This is a genomic window from Thiorhodococcus drewsii AZ1, from assembly GCF_000224065.1.
GTDB lineage: Bacteria > Pseudomonadota > Gammaproteobacteria > Chromatiales > Chromatiaceae > Imhoffiella > Imhoffiella drewsii.
Window position 1 is genome coordinate 92,769 of the sequence record NZ_AFWT01000010.1, and the last position, 17,690, is coordinate 110,458.

At 60.5% G+C, this 17,690-nt stretch carries 29 protein-coding genes; 23 read left to right on the forward strand and 6 right to left on the reverse strand.

What is annotated here, in order from left to right; genetic code table 11:
- The first annotated feature begins 5 nt into the window (after positions 1-5).
- From rpsC to THIDRDRAFT_RS08775, 22 genes are all read left to right on the forward strand, one after another.
- Positions 6-683: a 30S ribosomal protein S3 gene (rpsC, locus tag THIDRDRAFT_RS08675; RefSeq protein WP_007040457.1), complete on the forward strand. Its 678-nt coding sequence runs from the start codon at positions 6-8 to the stop codon at positions 681-683.
- 3 nt (positions 684-686) lie between these two features.
- Positions 687-1,100, forward strand: coding sequence for a 50S ribosomal protein L16 (gene rplP, locus THIDRDRAFT_RS08680; RefSeq protein ID WP_007040458.1), 414 nt, complete (start codon positions 687-689; stop codon positions 1,098-1,100).
- Entirely contained in the window at positions 1,100-1,300 is a 201-nt protein-coding gene (gene rpmC / locus THIDRDRAFT_RS08685; RefSeq protein WP_007040459.1) for a 50S ribosomal protein L29, read from the forward strand. The genes rplP and rpmC overlap by 1 nt, the downstream gene beginning before the upstream one ends.
- Positions 1,297-1,557 (forward strand): 30S ribosomal protein S17, encoded by a 261-nt coding sequence (rpsQ, locus tag THIDRDRAFT_RS08690; RefSeq protein ID WP_007040460.1) that lies wholly within the window; start codon positions 1,297-1,299, stop codon positions 1,555-1,557. The genes rpmC and rpsQ overlap by 4 nt, the downstream gene beginning before the upstream one ends.
- 104 nt (positions 1,558-1,661) lie before the next feature.
- Positions 1,662-2,030, forward strand: a complete 369-nt coding sequence (gene rplN / locus THIDRDRAFT_RS08695) for a 50S ribosomal protein L14 (protein WP_007040461.1) — start codon at positions 1,662-1,664, stop codon at positions 2,028-2,030.
- 13 nt (positions 2,031-2,043) lie between these two features.
- Positions 2,044-2,361, forward strand: a complete 318-nt coding sequence (gene rplX / locus THIDRDRAFT_RS08700; protein ID WP_007040462.1) for a 50S ribosomal protein L24 — start codon at positions 2,044-2,046, stop codon at positions 2,359-2,361.
- 14 nt (positions 2,362-2,375) lie between these two features.
- Positions 2,376-2,915 (forward strand): 50S ribosomal protein L5, encoded by a 540-nt coding sequence (gene rplE, locus THIDRDRAFT_RS08705; RefSeq protein WP_007040463.1) that lies wholly within the window; start codon positions 2,376-2,378, stop codon positions 2,913-2,915.
- A gap of 23 nt (positions 2,916-2,938) precedes the next feature.
- A complete protein-coding gene (gene rpsN / locus THIDRDRAFT_RS08710; RefSeq protein WP_007040464.1) occupies positions 2,939-3,244 on the forward strand; it encodes a 30S ribosomal protein S14 in 306 nt (101 codons plus the stop codon).
- A gap of 88 nt (positions 3,245-3,332) precedes the next feature.
- Positions 3,333-3,728, forward strand: coding sequence for a 30S ribosomal protein S8 (gene rpsH / locus THIDRDRAFT_RS08715; RefSeq protein WP_007040465.1), 396 nt, complete (start codon positions 3,333-3,335; stop codon positions 3,726-3,728).
- A gap of 10 nt (positions 3,729-3,738) precedes the next feature.
- A complete protein-coding gene (rplF, locus tag THIDRDRAFT_RS08720) occupies positions 3,739-4,272 on the forward strand; it encodes a 50S ribosomal protein L6 (RefSeq protein WP_007040466.1) in 534 nt (177 codons plus the stop codon).
- Between the two features lie 12 nt (positions 4,273-4,284).
- The gene (gene rplR / locus THIDRDRAFT_RS08725) at positions 4,285-4,641 is read left to right on the forward strand and encodes a 50S ribosomal protein L18 (RefSeq protein ID WP_007040467.1); all 357 of its coding nucleotides are present in this window, start codon (positions 4,285-4,287) and stop codon (positions 4,639-4,641) included.
- Positions 4,642-4,651: 10 nt separating this feature from the next.
- Complete coding sequence (gene rpsE / locus THIDRDRAFT_RS08730; RefSeq protein WP_007040468.1) at positions 4,652-5,158, forward strand: 30S ribosomal protein S5; 507 nt, start codon at positions 4,652-4,654, stop codon at positions 5,156-5,158.
- Positions 5,159-5,161: 3 nt separating this feature from the next.
- Positions 5,162-5,350 carry a 50S ribosomal protein L30 gene (rpmD, locus tag THIDRDRAFT_RS08735; RefSeq protein WP_007040469.1) on the forward strand — a complete coding sequence of 63 codons (189 nt, stop codon included), beginning with the start codon at positions 5,162-5,164 and terminating at the stop codon, positions 5,348-5,350.
- A 5-nt stretch (positions 5,351-5,355) separates the two neighbouring features.
- On the forward strand, positions 5,356-5,790 hold the full coding sequence (rplO, locus tag THIDRDRAFT_RS08740) for a 50S ribosomal protein L15 (RefSeq protein ID WP_007040470.1): 435 nt from the start codon (positions 5,356-5,358) through the stop codon (positions 5,788-5,790).
- A gap of 19 nt (positions 5,791-5,809) precedes the next feature.
- Positions 5,810-7,162 carry a preprotein translocase subunit SecY gene (gene secY / locus THIDRDRAFT_RS08745; protein ID WP_007040471.1) on the forward strand — a complete coding sequence of 451 codons (1,353 nt, stop codon included), beginning with the start codon at positions 5,810-5,812 and terminating at the stop codon, positions 7,160-7,162.
- A 45-nt stretch (positions 7,163-7,207) separates the two neighbouring features.
- The gene (gene rpmJ, locus THIDRDRAFT_RS24495) at positions 7,208-7,321 is read left to right on the forward strand and encodes a 50S ribosomal protein L36 (protein WP_081763579.1); all 114 of its coding nucleotides are present in this window, start codon (positions 7,208-7,210) and stop codon (positions 7,319-7,321) included.
- An 85-nt stretch (positions 7,322-7,406) separates the two neighbouring features.
- Complete coding sequence (gene rpsM / locus THIDRDRAFT_RS08750) at positions 7,407-7,763, forward strand: 30S ribosomal protein S13 (protein ID WP_007040472.1); 357 nt, start codon at positions 7,407-7,409, stop codon at positions 7,761-7,763.
- A 36-nt stretch (positions 7,764-7,799) separates the two neighbouring features.
- Positions 7,800-8,189 carry a 30S ribosomal protein S11 gene (gene rpsK, locus THIDRDRAFT_RS08755; RefSeq protein WP_007040473.1) on the forward strand — a complete coding sequence of 130 codons (390 nt, stop codon included), beginning with the start codon at positions 7,800-7,802 and terminating at the stop codon, positions 8,187-8,189.
- Between the two features lie 26 nt (positions 8,190-8,215).
- Positions 8,216-8,836 (forward strand): 30S ribosomal protein S4, encoded by a 621-nt coding sequence (rpsD, locus tag THIDRDRAFT_RS08760; RefSeq protein WP_007040474.1) that lies wholly within the window; start codon positions 8,216-8,218, stop codon positions 8,834-8,836.
- 23 nt (positions 8,837-8,859) lie between these two features.
- Entirely contained in the window at positions 8,860-9,870 is a 1,011-nt protein-coding gene (locus THIDRDRAFT_RS08765) for a DNA-directed RNA polymerase subunit alpha (protein WP_007040475.1), read from the forward strand.
- Positions 9,871-9,948: 78 nt separating this feature from the next.
- Positions 9,949-10,341, forward strand: a complete 393-nt coding sequence (gene rplQ, locus THIDRDRAFT_RS08770) for a 50S ribosomal protein L17 (RefSeq protein ID WP_007040476.1) — start codon at positions 9,949-9,951, stop codon at positions 10,339-10,341.
- A 118-nt stretch (positions 10,342-10,459) separates the two neighbouring features.
- A complete protein-coding gene (locus tag THIDRDRAFT_RS08775; protein WP_007040477.1) occupies positions 10,460-11,212 on the forward strand; it encodes an SAM hydrolase/SAM-dependent halogenase family protein in 753 nt (250 codons plus the stop codon).
- A gap of 338 nt (positions 11,213-11,550) precedes the next feature.
- On the opposite strand, the gene THIDRDRAFT_RS08785 is transcribed toward THIDRDRAFT_RS08775, so the two are convergent.
- Both THIDRDRAFT_RS08785 and THIDRDRAFT_RS08790 read right to left on the reverse strand, forming a co-directional pair.
- The gene (locus THIDRDRAFT_RS08785; protein WP_007040478.1) at positions 11,551-12,906 is read right to left on the reverse strand and encodes a DEAD/DEAH box helicase; all 1,356 of its coding nucleotides are present in this window, start codon (positions 12,904-12,906) and stop codon (positions 11,551-11,553) included.
- Between the two features lie 565 nt (positions 12,907-13,471).
- Complete coding sequence (locus THIDRDRAFT_RS08790; RefSeq protein WP_007040479.1) at positions 13,472-14,458, reverse strand: DMT family transporter; 987 nt, start codon at positions 14,456-14,458, stop codon at positions 13,472-13,474.
- 101 nt (positions 14,459-14,559) lie between these two features.
- Between THIDRDRAFT_RS08790 and THIDRDRAFT_RS08795 the strand changes: the two genes are divergently transcribed.
- The gene (locus THIDRDRAFT_RS08795; protein WP_007040480.1) at positions 14,560-15,483 is read left to right on the forward strand and encodes a LysR substrate-binding domain-containing protein; all 924 of its coding nucleotides are present in this window, start codon (positions 14,560-14,562) and stop codon (positions 15,481-15,483) included.
- 71 nt (positions 15,484-15,554) lie between these two features.
- On the opposite strand, the gene THIDRDRAFT_RS08800 is transcribed toward THIDRDRAFT_RS08795, so the two are convergent.
- The 4 genes from THIDRDRAFT_RS08800 to THIDRDRAFT_RS08815 form a co-directional block, all read right to left on the reverse strand.
- Positions 15,555-15,749: a hypothetical protein gene (locus tag THIDRDRAFT_RS08800; protein ID WP_007040481.1), complete on the reverse strand. Its 195-nt coding sequence runs from the start codon at positions 15,747-15,749 to the stop codon at positions 15,555-15,557.
- 44 nt (positions 15,750-15,793) lie between these two features.
- Positions 15,794-16,774, reverse strand: a complete 981-nt coding sequence (locus THIDRDRAFT_RS08805) for a hypothetical protein (protein ID WP_007040482.1) — start codon at positions 16,772-16,774, stop codon at positions 15,794-15,796.
- Positions 16,775-16,784: 10 nt separating this feature from the next.
- On the reverse strand, positions 16,785-16,973 hold the full coding sequence (gene hemP, locus THIDRDRAFT_RS08810; RefSeq protein ID WP_007040483.1) for a hemin uptake protein HemP: 189 nt from the start codon (positions 16,971-16,973) through the stop codon (positions 16,785-16,787).
- A gap of 157 nt (positions 16,974-17,130) precedes the next feature.
- Complete coding sequence (locus THIDRDRAFT_RS08815; protein WP_050984677.1) at positions 17,131-17,517, reverse strand: cupin domain-containing protein; 387 nt, start codon at positions 17,515-17,517, stop codon at positions 17,131-17,133.
- Positions 17,518-17,690: the final 173 nt, after the last annotated feature.

The window sequence follows — 17,690 nt, forward strand, 5'->3', positions numbered from 1 at the left end:
CCAGCATGGGACAAAAAGTTCATCCGAATGGTATTCGGCTTGGCATCGTCAAAGACTGGACGTCCAAGTGGTATGCCAATTCGAAAGATTATGCGGATCTGCTCAACACTGACCTGCAAGTGCGTGACTTCCTTCGTAAGGAACTCGCCAAGGCATCGGTGAGCCGTATCCAAATCAATCGTCCGGCCAAGAATGCCCACATCACCATCCATACCGCCCGTCCGGGCGTGGTGATCGGCAAGAAGGGCGAGGACATCGACAAGCTGCGCACCAAGGTGTCGGCGATGATGGGCATCCCGGTGCATATCAGCATCGAGGAAATCCGCAAGCCGGAACTGGACGCGCAACTCGTCGCCGAGGGCATCGCCCAGCAGCTCGAACGTCGCATCATGTTCCGTCGCGCGATGAAGCGTTCTATCCAGAACACCATGCGCTTGGGTGCCGAGGGCATCAAGGTCAACGTCGCCGGACGTCTGAACGGTGCCGAGATCGCGCGCAGCGAGTGGGCTCGTGAGGGTCGTGTGCCGTTGCATACTCTGCGTGCGGACATCGACTACGGATTCGCCGAGGCCAAGACGACCTACGGGATTCTGGGTGTCAAGGTCTGGATCTTCAAAGGCGAGGTTTTCGGCGAGCAGCTTCCCGAAGAACCGGCGCCGAAAGCGGCCGGAAAGAAGGGTTAAGACATGCTGCAACCGAAACGTACCAAGTTCCGAAAGCAACAGAAGGGGCGCAATCGCGGTCTGGCTCAGAGCGGAAACCGCGTGAGCTTCGGCGAGTTCGGTCTCAAGGCGACCGGGCGTGGACGTCTGACCGCCCGCCAAATCGAGGCGGCGCGTCGTGCCATCACCCGTAGCGTCAAGCGTGGCGGCAAGCTGTGGATTCGCGTCTTCCCCGACAAGCCCATTTCGAAAAAACCTCTCGAAGTGCGTATGGGTAAGGGTAAGGGTAACGTAGAATACTGGGTTGCCCTTATTCAGCCGGGCCGCATGCTCTACGAGATCGAGGGTGTCAGCGAAGAACTCGCCCGTGAGGCATTCAAGCTGGCTGCGGCCAAATTGCCGGTGCAGACCACCTTTGAAAAGCGGACGATTCTCTGATGAAGGCGAACGAACTTAGAAACAGCAGTGTCGAGGATCTGCAGAAGCAGATGATGGATCTGCTTCGCGAACAGTTCAATCTGCGCATGCAGCGGGGCACCGGGCAGTTGTCCAAGCCCTCCCAGATGAAGGCCGTGCGCCGGGATATCGCCCGGATCAAGACGGTGATGGCTGAAATGACGGCGGGCGGGAAATCATGAGCGACGAGAACAACATCAATCGCACACTGGAAGGCCGCGTCACCAGCAGCGCCATGGACAAGACCGTGACAGTGCTGATCGAGCGCCGCGTCAAGCACCCGCTCTACGGCAAGTTCCTGCGTCGGTCCACCAAGATCCATGCGCACGACGAGTCCAATGCGTGTGGCGAAGGCGATCTCGTCCGGGTCGAGCAGTGCCGTCCGCTGTCCAAGACGAAGACCTGGCGCCTACTTGAAATCATCGAGAAGGCACGCTGAGCGCCTAGGCGTCGCGCGTATCAGGCACACGCCCGACCTCGCGACCACTCGCAGAGCAGCCGGAATCAACCCCCGGATCAGCAACAAGCTTTAGGTATAAGACAATGATTCAGATGCAGACGAATCTCAGCGTCGCTGACAATAGCGGCGCCAAGAGCGTGATGTGCATCAAGGTGCTCGGCGGGTCGCATCGGCGCTACGCGGGCATCGGTGATGTCATCAAGGTCTCCGTCAAGGATGCCATTCCGCGCGGTAAGGTCAAGAAAGGCGACGTCTACAATGCTGTCGTGGTACGCACCCGTAAGGGCGTGCGTCGTCCCGACGGCTCCTTGATTCGCTTCGACGGCAACGCCGCCGTTTTGCTGAACAACCAGCTTCAGCCGATCGGTACCCGTATCTTCGGACCCGTGACCCGCGAACTTCGCGGTGAGCGTTTCATGAAGATCATTTCTCTGGCGCCGGAAGTGCTGTAAGGGAGTCGACGTCATGCAGAAGATCAAAAAAGGCGACGACGTCATCGTTATCGCTGGGAAAGACAAGGGCAAGCGCGGTACCGTGCTGCGGGTGGTCGACGAGAACAAGCTTCTTGTCGAGAACATCAACATCGCGCGCAAGCACAAAAAAGCCAATCCTCAGGTCGGCGAGCCGGGTGGAATCGTCGATCAGGCGATGCCAATTCATGTGTCCAACGTGGCGCTCTACAACCCTCAGAAGGGTTCAGGCGATCGGGTGGGCTTCAAGATCCTGGAAGACGGTCGCAAGGTTCGCGTGTTCAAATCGAACAGCGAAGTCGTCGACGTCTGACCGAAGGAAGCGAAATGTCCAGATTACACACAGAGTATCAAGAGCGCATCGTTGGGCAGCTCAAGGAGCGCTTCAGCTATAAGAGCGTCATGCAGGTGCCGCGCATCGAGAAGATCACGCTCAATATGGGTGTGGGCGAGGCCGTCGCCGATAAGAAGGTGATGGATCATGCCGTCGCCGACATGCGCGCCATCGCCGGTCAGCAGCCGATCGTGACCTATGCCCGCAAGTCGGTCGCCGGCTTCAAGATCCGTGAAGGCTGGCCGATCGGTTGCAAGGTGACCCTGCGTCGCGAGCGGATGTACGAGTTCCTCGATCGTCTGATCAGCGTCTCGATCCCGCGTATCCGCGACTTCCGCGGTCTGAGTGCGAAGGCGTTCGACGGTCGCGGCAATTACTCGATGGGCGTGCGTGAGCAGATCATGTTCCCGGAGATCGATTACGACAAGATCGATGCCTTGCGTGGACTTGATATCACGATCACGACCTCGGCGCGTACGGACGAAGAGGGGCGGGCACTGCTCGAGGCCTTCAACTTCCCATTCCGCACCTAATAGCACGGACCTGAGACAGCACTATGGCGAAGAAGAGCATGATTGCGCGCGACCTTAAGCGCACCCAGACCGCAGCCCGGTTGAGCGCGAAGCGTGCGGCCCTGAAAGCTGTGATCAATGATCGTAGCGCTAGCCCGGAGCAGATCGACGAGGCCGTGCAGAAGCTGCAGAAATTGCCGCGCGACGCGAGTCCTTCGCGTCAACAGCGTCGCTGCCGCGTCAGCGGGCGTCCGCACGCCGTCTATCGCAAGTTCGGGCTGTCGCGTATCAAATTGCGTGAAGCCGTGATGCGCGGGGATGTCCCCGGCGTCGTTAAGGCGAGCTGGTAAGCACGCCCTTTTGGGCCGGCCTTCGGGATCGGCCCGATTACACAGCGGGTATCGCGTCGCAAAGGCGGACTGACCCAGGAGAAGCACAATGAGTATGTCTGATCCGATTGCGGATATGCTGACACGCATCCGCAACGGCCAGCAGCGCGGTAAAATCACCATCGTGATGCCTTCCTCCAAGCAGAAGGTCGCGATCGCGAACCTGCTCAAGGAAGAAGGGTATATCGCCGACGCAACGGTCGAAGCCAATGGTGCCAAGCCTGAACTGGTCATCAAGCTGAAGTACTATCGCGGCAAGCCGGTCATTGAGGTGCTGAAGCGCGTCTCCCGTCCCGGTCTTCGCATCTACCGCAATAAGAACGAGCTGCCCAACGTTTGGGCCGGTCTCGGCATTGCGATCGTCTCCACCTCGAAAGGTCTGATGACCGACCGCGCGGCCCGTCAAGCTGGCCACGGCGGCGAAATCATCGCCTACGTCGCGTAAGGAGGCGAAGATGTCACGAGTTGCAAAGGCACCGATCGCGCTGCCAAAAGGCGTCACCGTCGAGATTGCTGGTCAGAACGTTACCGTCAAGGGGCCTAAGGGCACCATGGGCTGGACCGTTCATTCGACCGTTGCCGTCTGCCAGGATGAGGGGGCGATCAAGGTTGCTCCCGCCGAAGGCAGCAATAACGCTTGGGCGATGGCCGGTACCACCCGCGCGCTGCTCAACAACATGGTTGTAGGTTGCGGTACGGGTTTCAGCCGCAAGCTGAACCTGGTCGGCGTTGGTTACCGTGCGCAGGCCAAGGGCAATGTGCTCAACCTGAATCTGGGCTTCTCCCATCCGATCGATTATCCGATGCCCGAGGGCATCACGATCGAGACCCCGAGCCAGACCGAAATCGTCGTTTCCGGCGCCGACAAGCAGCAGGTCGGTCAGGTCGCCTCGGAGATCCGGGGATTCCGTCCTCCGGAGCCTTACAAGGGCAAGGGTGTTCGTTACGCGGACGAAAACGTCCTGCGTAAGGAAGCCAAGAAGAAATAAGGGGTCTCATCAATGGATAAGAAACAGGCACGCCTGCGCCGCGCCACGCGCGCACGCGCCAAGATCCGGGAACTCGGTGTTTACCGTCTGTGCGTTCATCGCACGCCCCGGCATACCTATGCCCAGATCATCGCTCCGACGGGTGACAAGGTCGTTGCTAGCGCCTCCACGCTGGACAAGGATCTGCGTCAGGCAATCGAGGGCAATAAGGCGAACGTCACGGCTGCTACCGTCATCGGTAAGGCCATTGCGGAGCGCGCGCTCGCCGCTGGAGTGGATTCCGTCGCGTTCGACCGTTCCGGCTTCCGTTATCACGGCCGTCTCAAGGCGCTGGCTGATGCCGCGCGCGAGACCGGTCTGAAATTCTGAGGGCTCGATCATGGCGAACTTCAATCCAAAAGCGGAAGGCGACGAGCTTCTCGAAAAGCTGGTCCAGGTCAATCGCGTTGCCAAGGTAGTCAAGGGTGGCCGTCAGTTCGGCTTCGCGGCCCTGACCGTCGTCGGCGACGGCAAGGGTCGTGTCGGCTTCGGTCGCGGCAAGGCTCGTGAGGTGCCGATCGCGATCCAGAAGGCGATGGAAAGCGCACGCAAGAACATGATCGATGTCAAGCTGAATGGCACCACGCTGCAGTATCCGCTGCAGGGGCGTCACGGCGCGGCCAAGGTCTTCATGCAGCCGGCCTCCGACGGTACCGGAATCATCGCGGGCGGTGCCATGCGCGCCGTGTTCGAGGTTCTGGGCGTGCAGAACGTGCTTGCCAAGTGTATCGGCACCAACAACCCGATCAATGTCGTGCGCGCGACCGTCAACGGTCTGCGGGCGATGAACGATCCTGAGACCGTTGCGGCCAAGCGTGGCAAGACGGTCGACGAGATTCTGGGGTAACCAATGTCCGACAAGAAGATGATGAAGGTGAAGCTGGTGCGTAGCGCCAACGGTCGCCTCGAAAAGCATCAGGCTTGCGTGCGCGGGCTCGGTCTGCGCCGGATGCACCAGGTGGTCGAGGTCGAGGATACGCCCTGTACGCGCGGCATGGTCAATGCCGTCTACTACATGGTCAAGGTCGTGGAGGACTGAAGACGATGAGACTCAATGATCTTCATCCAGACGCAGGCAGCCGCCCTTCGGCTAAGCGCGTTGGTCGTGGTATCGGTAGCGGCCTGGGCAAGACCTGCGGACGCGGCCACAAGGGCCAGAAGTCGCGTAACGGCGGCTTCCACAAGGTCGGTTTCGAAGGCGGTCAGATGCCGCTGCAGCGTCGTCTGCCGAAGGTGGGCTTCCGCTCGCACAAGGCACAGTCGCGTGCAGAGGTCCGTCTGAACGAGCTGAACGCGGTTGCCGGTGATACGGTCGATCTCGAAAGCCTGAAAGCGGCTGGGATCCTGAATCGCAGCATCAAGACGGCCAAGATCATCGCCTCCGGCGAAGTGGCTCGTGCGCTGACGATCCGTGGTCTCTGTGTGACCAAGGGCGCTCGTTCCGCTATCGAATCGGTCGGCGGCAAGATCGAAGACTAAATCAGAAGGCGCGAATCGGATGGCTAAAAACGTCGGATCCATGGGGAAAGCGCTCGGTGGGATGGGGCAGCTGACAGAGTTGCGGCAGCGCTTGCTGTTCCTGCTTGGGGCCTTGCTAGTCTACCGGATCGGTACCTTCATCCCGGTCCCCGGGGTGAATCCAGAGGCACTGGCCATCCTGTTCGACCAAAATCAAGGCTCTATCCTGGGCATGTTCAACATGTTCTCGGGTGGTGCTCTGAAGCGGGCGAGTCTATTCGCGCTCGGCGTCATGCCGTACATCTCGGCCTCGATCATCGTTCAGCTGATGACCTCCGTGGTGCCTCAGTTGGAACAGTTGAAGAAGGAAGGGGAGTCGGGTCGGCGCAAGATCACCCAGTACACGCGCTACGGCACCGTGTTCTTGGCGACCTTTCAGGCGGTGGGTATCTCCATGGCCCTGCAGAGTCAGACGGCTGGTGGTTCGGCCCTGGTGAGTCATGCCGGCGTGGGCTTCGTCTTCACGGCGACCGTGACGCTGGTAACCGGGACCATGTTCCTCATGTGGCTTGGCGAGCAGATTACCGAGCGCGGTATCGGCAACGGTATCTCGATGATCATCTTCTCGGGTATCGTCGCGGGGCTTCCGGCCGCGCTGGGCGGGACCCTGGAGTTGGCCCGTACCGGTGAGATGAATTCGCTTGCGGTACTGGCGCTCTTCGCCATGGCGCTGGCGGTGACCGCGTTCGTCGTCTTCGTCGAGCGTGGACAGCGGCGGATCACGGTGAACTATGCCCGTCGTCAGCAGGGGCGTCGGATGATGCAGGCTCAAAGCACGCATCTTCCGCTGAAGCTCAACATGGCTGGTGTCATTCCGCCGATCTTCGCATCGAGTATCATTCTGTTCCCGGGGACGCTCGGCCAGTGGTTCGGCAGTAGCGAGAATTACCGCTGGATCGCCGATATCACTTCCAAGCTGGCACCGGGCGAGCCGATTTACGTCATTCTCTATTCGGCCGCGATCATCTTCTTCTGCTTTTTCTACACCGCGCTGGTGTTTAACGCGAAGGAGACGGCGGACAATCTCAAGCGCTCCGGCGCCTTCATTCCGGGCATCCGTCCGGGTGAGCAGACGGCGCGCTACATCGACGGTGTCATGACCCGGCTGACCGCAGCTGGTGCCATCTACATCACGGCGGTGTGTTTGCTGCCGGAGTTTTTGATCGTTGGTTACAACGTGCCCTTCTACTTTGGGGGCACCTCGCTGTTGATCGTGGTCGTCGTGGTTATGGACTTCATGGCGCAGGTTCAGGCCCATTTGATGTCGCATCAATACGAAGGCCTGATGAAAAAGGCCAACCTGAAGTCGCCGGGCGCCGGCATGTTGCGCTAGGTCCATCTTCAAGCGCTGGGGCGCTCGAGTCTTAAGGAGACAACAATGAAAGTGCGTGCATCAGTTAAAAAATTGTGCAGAAACTGCAGAATCATCCGTCGCAATGGGGCAGTGCGGGTCATTTGTACCGATCCTCGCCACAAGCAGCGCCAGGGTTGATCAGTTCTTTGGTTGACCTAGGCCAACCGTTTGATATACTACGCGGTTTACCCGCTGAGCATTTAGGACAAAGGGGTTCGTAAATATGGCCCGTATCGCCGGCGTCAATATCCCGGATAAGAAACACGCCGTGATCGCGTTGACCGCGATTTATGGCATTGGTCGCACCCGTGCGGGTCTGATTTGCGATTCAGCGGGTATTCCGCGTGACACGAAAGTCCAGACCCTAACGGAAGAAGAGGTCGACAAGCTGCGCAACGAGGTGGCGAAGTATGCCGTCGAAGGTGATCTGCGCCGCGAAGTGTCGATGAACATCAAGCGCTTGATGGATCTCGGTTGCTATCGTGGCATCCGTCATCGTCGTGGGTTGCCGCTGCGTGGTCAGCGGACTCGCACCAACGCCCGGACCCGTAAGGGCCCGCGTCGTCCGATCAAGCGCTAAGCGTGCACGCCAAGCAGATGAGCTGGATTACTTCGAATGGCTAAACCGATTCGCAACACGAAAAAGAAGATTAAGAAGCAGGTGGCGGACGGAGTCGCCCACGTCCACGCTTCTTTCAACAATACCATCATCACCATTACCGACCGGCAGGGTAATGCCCTGGCTTGGGCGACTTCTGGTGGTTCCGGTTTCCGGGGCTCGCGTAAGAGCACTCCGTTCGCCGCGCAGGTCGCAGCGGACAAGGCTGGTCAGATCGCCAAGGAGTACGGGCTACGCAACCTGGATGTCAACGTCAAGGGGCCGGGGCCGGGTCGTGAATCCGCTGTGCGTGCACTGAACAACGCCGGATTCAAGATCACAAGCATCACCGACGTGACGCCGATCCCCCATAACGGCTGCCGTCCGCCCAAAAAGCGGCGCGTCTGACGTCTGACAGTTCAACAGGAAGAGACATGGCACGTTACACAGGCCCAACCTGCAAGCTGGCACGGCGCGAAGGGACCGATCTTTCGCTCAAGAGTCGTGCGCGCTCAATCGATACCAAGTGCAACCTGGAGAAGCAGCCGGGGCAGACGACCGATCGTCGCCGCCGCCTCTCCGACTACGGCGGTCAGCTGCGCGAGAAGCAGAAGGTGCGCCGTATCTATGGTGTGCTGGAAAAACAGTTCCGCAATTACTACAAGAAGGCTGCTCAAGCGAAGGGCGCGACGGGTGAGAACCTGCTGCAGCTCTTGGAGCGTCGTCTCGATAACGTCGTCTATCGGATGGGCTTCGGTGCCACCCGTGCCGAGGCGCGTCAGCTGGTGAGCCACAAGGGCATCCTGGTCAACGGTCGTGTCGTGAACATCCCCTCCTATCAGGTCACCATGGAAGACCAGGTCGAGGTCCGTGAGCCGGCCAAGAAGCAGGTGCGCGTTCAAAACGCAATGGCTCTGGCCGAGCAGTACGGTTTCCCGGATTGGGTCGAGGTCGACACCAAAGGTCTGAAGGGTGTGTTCAAGCGCATCCCAGATCGTTCCGATCTTCCAGCAGACATCAACGAATCGCTGATCGTCGAGCTGTACTCCAAGTAAGGGAGCTTTCTGAGAGGCACAGAATGACTGACGCTATTGGCGAATTTTTAAAACCGCGTATCGTAAAGGTCGAGCTGGTCAACGACAGTTCGAGTCACGCCAAAGTCTCGCTGGAACCCCTCGAACGCGGTTTCGGGCACACGCTTGGGAACGCGCTCCGGCGGATTTTGCTGTCTTCGATGGACGGTTGCGCCGTAACGGAAGTCGAGATTCAGGGCGTTCTCCACGAATACACCACCCTTGAGGGTGTCCAGGAGGATGTGCTTGAGATTCTTCTGAATCTCAAGCAGCTGGCCATTACCCTGAAAGGCAAGGACGAGGCAACCTTCACGCTGAGCAAGCGTGGTCCGGGGCCGGTGACGGCGGCCGATATCGCCATCGATCACACGGCCGATATCGCCAACCCGGATCTGGTCATCGCCAACCTGACCGAGGGCGAGCTGAGCATGACGCTGACGGTGCGTCGTGGTATCGGTTACGAGCCGGCGACGCAGCGCGAACTGGAGTCCGCTGAAGACCGTCCGATCGGCAAGTTGCCGATCGATGCCTCCTTCAGCCCGGTGCGCCGGGTTGCGATTGAGGTGCAATCGGCTCGCGTCGAGCAGCGTACCGACCTTGACCGTTTGGTGATCGATCTGGAGACCAACGGCACTATCGACCCCAAGGAAGCGATTCAGCGCTCGGCGACCATTCTGCGCGATCAGCTGTCGAGCTTCGTCGCGCTGGAGGGAACCGGTCCCGCAGAGAATCAGGTGCTGGAGGCGCGTGACGAGTCGCCTTACGATCCGATCCTGCTGCGTCCGGTGGACGATCTTGAGCTGACCGTGCGCTCGGCGAACTGTCTGAAGGCCGAGAACATCTATCTGATCGGCGATTTGATCCAGCGGACCGAGGTCGAGCTGTTGAAAACTCCGAATCTCGGCAAGAAGTCCCTGACCGAGATCAAGGACGTGCTGGCGACCCGCGGTCTTTCGCTTGGCATGCGCCTGGAGAACTGGCCTCCAGAGAACATCGCCGAGCTTAGCATTCGATAACGGCCGATGCGGACCCTGCTGTCCGCAGCCGTCATCTCATGAATACGATCGATTTAACGAACATTCGGGATCAGGACCATGCGTCACCGCAAAGCCGGAAGGCAACTCAACCGTAACAGCTCGCATCGCGAAGCCTTGTTTCGCAACATGACCTCTTCGCTGATTCATCACGAGCTGATCAAGACTACCCTGCCGAAGGCCAAGGAGCTGCGTCGCATCGCCGAGCCCCTGATCACCCTGGCGAAAGAGGATTCCGTCCACGCGCGTCGTCTGGCCTTCGCCCGTCTGCGCGACAAGGACGCCGTTGGCAAGCTGTTCGTCGAGCTTGGGCCGCGTTATCAGACCCGTCCGGGTGGCTATCTGCGCATCCTCAAATGCGGTTATCGCGCCAGCGACGCAGCGCCCATGGCCTACGTCGAACTGGTCGACCGTCCCGCCGTCTCCTCGGCGGTCGAGGTCGATGAGGATTGAGATGACCCTTGCTGGTTGTCGATACAAAAAACCGGGCATATGCCCGGTTTTTTGTTGGTGCGCCCAAAACTCCGGGTGCGTCGCTTCGTCTTGCCCATTCTGATTCGAGGTGTTGCCCGTGCCTCCGGTCCAGATCGCGCGCGTTCTATTGGTGACCGATTTCGGTCCTGGGATCTATGTCGGTCAGATGCGCGCGATCTTGGCGGCGTTGGCGCCCGATCTGCCCGTGATCGATCTGGTGCAGGACCTCCCACCGTTTCGTCCGGATCTCGCGGGTCGTCTTCTGCCGGGGCTTGTGCGCGACATCCCAGCGGAAAGTCTCTTCATCTGCGTCGTAGATCCAGGGGTCGGCGGCGAGCGTGCGCTTCTGGCGGCCCGGATCGACGGCAACTGGTTTATCGCCCCCGATAATGGCCTATTGGTGCCGTTGGTTCGGCGATCGAAGAGCGTTTCGCTGTGGCGGATCGGTTGGCGGCCGGAACGCATCTCGTCCAGCTTCCATGGACGCGATTGGTTCGTGCCCGTTGCGGTTCGGCTCGCCCATTCCGAGGATCTAGCGCTGACGCCCTTGCTCCCGGAGTCGTTGGTCGGCTTCGATCGGTCATCCGCGTGTGACCGCGTGCTCTATGTGGATCATTTCGGTAACCTCATGACGGGCTTGAGCTTGCCGAAGACGGTTTCATTCCCCCTGTTGATGGCCGGTTCGTGGCGCTTGCCGTTTGCGCGGACCTTCTGTGAAGTGGATCCTGGTCAACCCTTCTGGTATGAAAACGCGCTGGGCTTGGTCGAGATCGCGGTCAATCAGGGGCGGGCCGACCACTTGCTGGGGTTGGCTGCTGGGGATGAGGTCGGGCCTTTTATCTCCCGTTGAAATCGGAGTGCGTTTCCGGCTTGAGGCGCGGGTTCTCGGTCCTGGCGGCCATGTTGGAACTATATCGCCAAGTTGGATGGTCCGATCGACCTCGATGGGGTCCACAACCCCGAATGGTCTGCCGAGATCTGCGCGGCATCCTTGCTCGCCGTTGAGGTCGACACCCAGGCCGAGCGCTGCGACTGTCTGAGTGCGTTCGTGGCCAAGGCGGGGTTGCGTCCCCAGGTCGTCGGCATCTCCATCACTCCCTCGGGGTGCCTCTGTAGCTGGGGCGATCTCCGGAAACCAGGCATCCCTGTCGATGCGGCGAGCGTGCAAGCCGCATCTCTTGGGCGGTCTTATTCCTGTGTCGGCTTGCGCTTGGTGAGCGGTGCGTGTCCTGCCTCGACGGCGGTGCCCGAGGGCTTGCGGCGATTGCCGATATTCTTGCGGTCGCGCAGTCGGTTCTTGACCTTGGGTGCGTCCTTTTTGTTCGCCGAAGCCTGTTTCTTGCGGGCAGCGGGCGAGGGTTTTTTGGTGCTCTTGGTCTGGCCGGAGAATTTCGCCTTGAGTCCCTCGATGATACGTGGCTCGAAGGTGAGATTGAGATAGCGTGAAATGCTCTCCATGCGGTTCCATTCGGGTGGACTGACCAATGAGATGGCCACCCCGCATTCGCCCGCACGTCCGGTGCGGCCGGTTCGATGCAGATAATCGTCTCCGCTGCGGGGCAGATCGAAATTGATGACCCGCTGAATCCCCTGGACATCGAGTCCGCGCGCGGCCAGGTCTGTTGCGATCAGGATCTTCACCCGTCCGCTATGCACCAGACCCATGACGCGATTGCGCTCACGCTGCTCTAGCTCGCCGTGAAGGGCGGCGACGCGCAGTTGGCGCCCCATCATGGCGTTGGTCAGCGCGATGGCGCTATCGCGGGTATTGGTAAAGACCACAGCCTTGTCGAACGCTTCCTGTTCCAGCAGCCAGGTTAGCTGCTCCTGTTTGTGACCCAGGTCGTCGCTCAGAATGACCTGGTGTCTGATGTCCGGGTGCTGCTCTCGCACCGGGTTGATCACCAATACATGGGGTTCGCGCAGGAAGGAATCGGTCAGTCGGCTCAGCCCCTTGTGGTGCAGTGTCGCCGAGAACAGCATGGATTGGCGCTCTGGGTTGCTGCTGCGGATGATCGCGAGTACATCCTCGACGAATCCCATGTCGAGCATGCGATCGGCCTCATCTAAGATCAGGATCTCCAGATCGCTCAGATCAGCCTCGCCGGTTTCGAGGAACTCCAGTAATCGGCCGGGAGTCGCCACCAGGATTTCCGGATTCTTGCGCAAGTCCGAGATCTGGTGGCCCTTCGAGTCGCCGCCCGTGATGACCTCTGCCCGCAGCCGGGTATAGCTGCCAATGCGCATGAAATGGGTGTGGATCTGTCTGGCCAACTCCCGGGTCGGAACCAGAATCAGGGCACGCGTGCCTCCTTCATGGACAGGGGTGTCGATCATGCGTTGCATGATCGGAAGCAGGAATGCAGCCGTCTTGCCGGATCCGGTCGCGGCCGAGACCAGCAGGTCCGTGCCGTCCATCGCCAACGGAATGACCTGCGTCTGCACCGGAGTCGGGGCCTCGTAGCCCGCGCTGGCGAGGCCGCGCATGAGTGCGTCGGGCAAGAGGAATTCGGAAAAGGCGTCTGTTGGGGCGTCTGCGTTCATGGGCGGCATACCTTGGGTGGCTGGGATGACCCTTGCGCTGGATTTGGCCATTTGGGGATTGGAATCGCCCGTTCGCGAGCAGAGATTCTGCGCGAGACCAGCGGTTTGATCGGATCGTCGACGAAGGTGGAGGAGGCGAGCGGAATGCGCTATTGGTCCGTTGCGGACGCTGCTGGAAGCGATAGGGCTGATGAGCAGATTCAAACCGCTGGCCCACGCATTACGAACGCGTGTCTCCTGCCCTTAGGCCCAAGCATTTCAGGCGATTCCACCTGTGAGGTGACACTACAGGCGAAACTGCATTGCACACGTCCTCGTAATGTACCATGCGGTCAGAGTGAGTTCACGCGCAGAATGACTTTCCCGAGGCAGGGGCGTATTGATCGGTGTCACGTCGTTCGGGCGCCGACTCAAGGCCGACGATATCCTCTAGAGGCTCGACGAGGAGCCACCCTCCCATGTGTTGCGCCGAAGGAGAACCGGGTGAGACTTCTCCAGCCACCGGCTCGCTTCGTCCTTGCTCTTCGGGAATCCCCTGGTGATCGAGCCTTGGCCGACGATCTCCTCACCGCGCACCCTGATCCTGCTTCGAAGCAGCGGCGCCTCTCATCACGACCAGCAAGATGCCTAGCGCCACGGGGACGACCCCGACGGCCTCGAACCAGTAGACCGGTTCGGCGAGCAGCAACCAGGCGATGACGAGACCGAAGACCGGGGTCATGAAATGGAAGGAACTGGCGGTACTGGCACTCGTCAGGCTCAGTATCCTGAGCCATAGCAGCACGGCACCGACGGAGACCACGAGTACCAGATAGATCAGCGACATCAGGAGCCTGGTGTCGAACGCGACGGATGAGACGTCCTCGAGCGCCAGGGCGAACGGCAGCAACAGCAACCCGCCCAGCAGGGTCTGGATGGCGTTGACCGAGAGCAGGCTCATCTCGACCCGCATGCGCTTGAACAGGATGGTCCCGAGCGACAGCGCCAGTGTTCCCAGCACCACATACCCGATCCCCAGAGGGCTGATGTCGGCGACATCCGAGACGCTGCGGTGAAAGATGAAGAGCACGCCGCCGAACCCCAGCATCAGGCCGATCAGTTGCCGAACGGCGATGCGCTCGCCGAGCAGGAAGATGGCCAGTACCATGGTCATCAGCGGGGTCGTGGCCGCAATAATGGTGACCAGCCCGGACGGCACCGTGGCGAGCCCCGTGAAACTTAGCCCGAGATAGGCGGTATTGTTCAGGAAGCCGAGTAGCAGCAGGTTGATGAATGTGCGTCCGTCGACACGCAAGCGCTCGCCGAGCAGCCATGCAAATAGCAACATGACGACCCCGGCGAGGACGAAGCGCATCACCAGCAGGGTCAAAGGCGGCGAGGACTCGAGCGCGATCTTGCCGGCGACGAAGGCGGAACTCCAGATGATGCAGAAGACGAGCGCGAGCCAGAGGATGTAGAACGTGCTCGTCGATGCCGCTCGCTCGCGTGGCTCATGATGTCCCCCGAGCGGGGCGTCCATCACGTTCGCGTCGTCGGTGTGGCTGCTGCTCATGATCGTCGTTGGGTTTGCTCGATGGGTGGAGCAGAAGGGTACGTACCCGCCCCTCATGAGGGAAAATGAATTCTTCGGACCAAAAGGAATAAGGAGTCGTTATGGGTGCCCCGAGCCTCAACGTCGAGCTTCTGAGAACCTTCGTCACGGTGGTCGAGGCGCAGGGCTTCACCCAGGCGGGTGAGCGTCTCCATCGCACCCAGCCCGCCGTGAGCATCCAGGTCAAGCGTCTGGAGCAGCTGATCGAGCGCCAGCTGTTCGTGCGCCGCAAAGGCCGCTTGTGCGGTCTGACCGAAGCAGGCGAGGTCCTTCTGGGATACGCGCGTCACATGCTGCGGATCAATGACGATGCGCTCCAGGCCGTCGCTGCGTCCGGACTCGCGGGCAAGGTGCGCTTGGGGACACCGGAGGACTTCGCCAGCAAGTATCTCCCGCTCGTGCTGTCGCACTTCGCCGCGATGCATCCCCGGGTACAGTTGGAGGTCTACTGCGACCTCTCCGTGAAACTGCAGGAATCCGTGCGCAGCGGCGAGCTCGACCTGGCGTTGATCCGGCGCAATCTGGGCGCCAAGGACGGTTGTGGACTGTATCGGGAACCGCTGCAGTGGGTTGGCAGCCGCATGTGCCAAATGATCAAGACGGATCCCTTACCCCTGGCGGTGTTCCCGGAGGGATGCGCCTATCGGGCCCATGCCATCGACGCACTCGCGGCGAGCGGGCGTGCCTGGCGGCTGGCCTACGTCAGCCCCAGTCTCGTCGGGGTCCAGGCCGCCGTTTTGGGCGGGCTCGGGGTCTCGGTGCTGCCGGACAGCGCCTTGTTGCCGGGCCACCGGACATTGGGCACGACCGAGGGATTCCCGCCCTTGCCGAGCGTCGAGCTGGTCCTCGAGATCGCCCCAGCCGGGCTGTCGCACGCGGGGGAATCCCTCGTCGACTATATCCTGGAGCGGGTAGAGACCGGATTCGAATCGCTCGATCCAGGGGTAGAGCCAACACGTGTGCCACCAGCCACCATTTCCGCGTAGACCGTAACTTCTCAATATGTCCGGGCGCAGGAGCGCCAGCAACAGCTCGCTCTGGTGGCGATGCAGACGCTTCAAGGTTTGGTCGAGGGTAGCCCTGCGGTCTTCTGCGTGAATATCGCCTCGAAGCGCGCACGCAGTGGGGCAATGGCCGCCGGATCCGGGGCGCGTTGATAGGCCTTGAGGTCGGCGTAGAGCGTCCAGATCTGATCGCGCACCTGCTGTTGAGCGGCACGTTGCCGATCATGGAGCGAGGTGAGTGTATGCACGAGGCGCTCGGCTGCACCCCGAACGGGATCCGGATCCGTTCGGATCAGTCGGTCAGCGAGTTGATGAGCGTGCGCCAGAGAGGTGTCTCGGTTTCGCAGAACCCAGGCAAATCTTCAAGAATGGCCCATGTTCGACCGCGCGGAGTCCTCAGCCACACTTGGCGATGTCGGCCGCTATGCGTTCGATGTTCGGCGATGTGTGCCGAGCCCATCCGCGACGGGTGCAGGTGGAATTCGACCGCATCCCCGATGAGCGCGAGCGATCCGTCGTCCTTGTGTTCGAGGCGCTGGAACGCGCCATCGAAACGCTGGGCGGCGCCTGGCGTCCCCGTCAGCAGGCGGATCGGTAGGGCCTGGTCGGCGACGATACGCAGCAGTTCGAGCGTCGATGCGGCAGCGAGCGCTGTGGTGTTGCGATCGAGCGAGCGGTCCATGCCGACGTCGAGTGGCCATTCGCAGACCCGCGCGACGTCGATCATCTCATGGGTGCCGCAGTCGGAGCGCCATTTGCAGTCCATGCAGCCGAGGTTCGATGGCGCGGCCGGCGGTGTGTTGCGCCAGCCGAACGGCTGATGCGGCAGGATACGCGCGGGTTCACTGTGATAGCGGTCGAGCAATTCGGCGAGTGTCGAGCGATCCTCGTCGGAATCGACCCTCAGATCGAGCAGTGCTCGGTGGTTCGTGTCCTCAATGCGGATTCCGCTGACCGCTAGACTTTGCTGGTCGACGAGCGGACGCAGTCGATGCCAGCGTTCCAGCAGGGCATGCAATCTGAAGTGCCGCCCGACCGCCAGACCAAATCCATTCTGAACCCGTATCCCCTGGAGGTGTACGGACTGGCGCAGTTGGGCGCACTGCATGGCCGTTTCGATCCTCATGTGATCGAGATTGGTCAGATCGCGGAGGAGATCCGACCAATCTCGACGAGGACCCGATCGGGGACGCCCGAGCACGACGAGGGATTGGTTCTCGATCGATCCCGCTTGGGGTCGATGACTGCTGGCGAGGCGGTTGGCGGCGGTCATGTGTGCGCCTCTATTTCGTCAGGATCAGCTTGTTGTTGCGGGTCATGCGCAGGTAATACTGATGCCCCGCGTGCTCGATCATCAGGAGGTTGTCGCCTCCCATGAGGCTGTTGCTGTCGATCCGGCGCGGGTGCGCGCCAGGGCTTCTGTCACGGGGGCTGATCTGTGAACGGCTATCGGTCGAGGCTACGGGTGGCATCGCTGATCTCCTCCGAACGCGGGTTGGGCTTGGTACATCATCAGGGTTTTTGTGTTAATAAGAATTGTTCGTAATTAGATTAGATCTGCACTGCCACTCTGTCAACGTCCGCGAGCTCCCATCGCTGCATCGAACGACGTTTTCCGCACTCGACGCCTTAACGTCCTCGTAGATGGCGTATTGGGGCGCCGAAGAAGACCAGCGCCGTGATGTTCTCCTCGACGTCGAAGAAGGTGTGATCGCAGGCGGCCTGGACGTACATGATGGAGCCCTTCGTGACCTGTTGTTCGCTGTCGCCTACGCGTAGCCGGCCGCAGCCGTCGAGGATGAGATAGAGCTCGTCCTCTTCGTGCGCGCTGGCCATGTCCTTCGACCCGGCGGGAACGTGATAGATGGAACAGCTCAGGGAGGGGGTGCGCAGGAATTCGCGCATCGAGAGCGTGCCATTTTCGACCTTGGACACCAGGTTTTCGAGTTGGAAAACCTGCCAGTCGGTCGCGCCGCTGACCGTTGACTGACCGCTCGCTTCTGATTGATTGTGCATGCTGATTGACTCCGCGTTCTGAATGGATTTCAAAAAATTGCAATGGACTTTGAAAAACATCGAGGCTCAGGCGCTCGACGTTCGGTTGGTTTTTTGTGGCTGCGCACCCGTTCGTCACGGCTCGCTCGGCGCAAGGGACTGGATAGTATCTTGACTGCGAAGAATTCGCATTG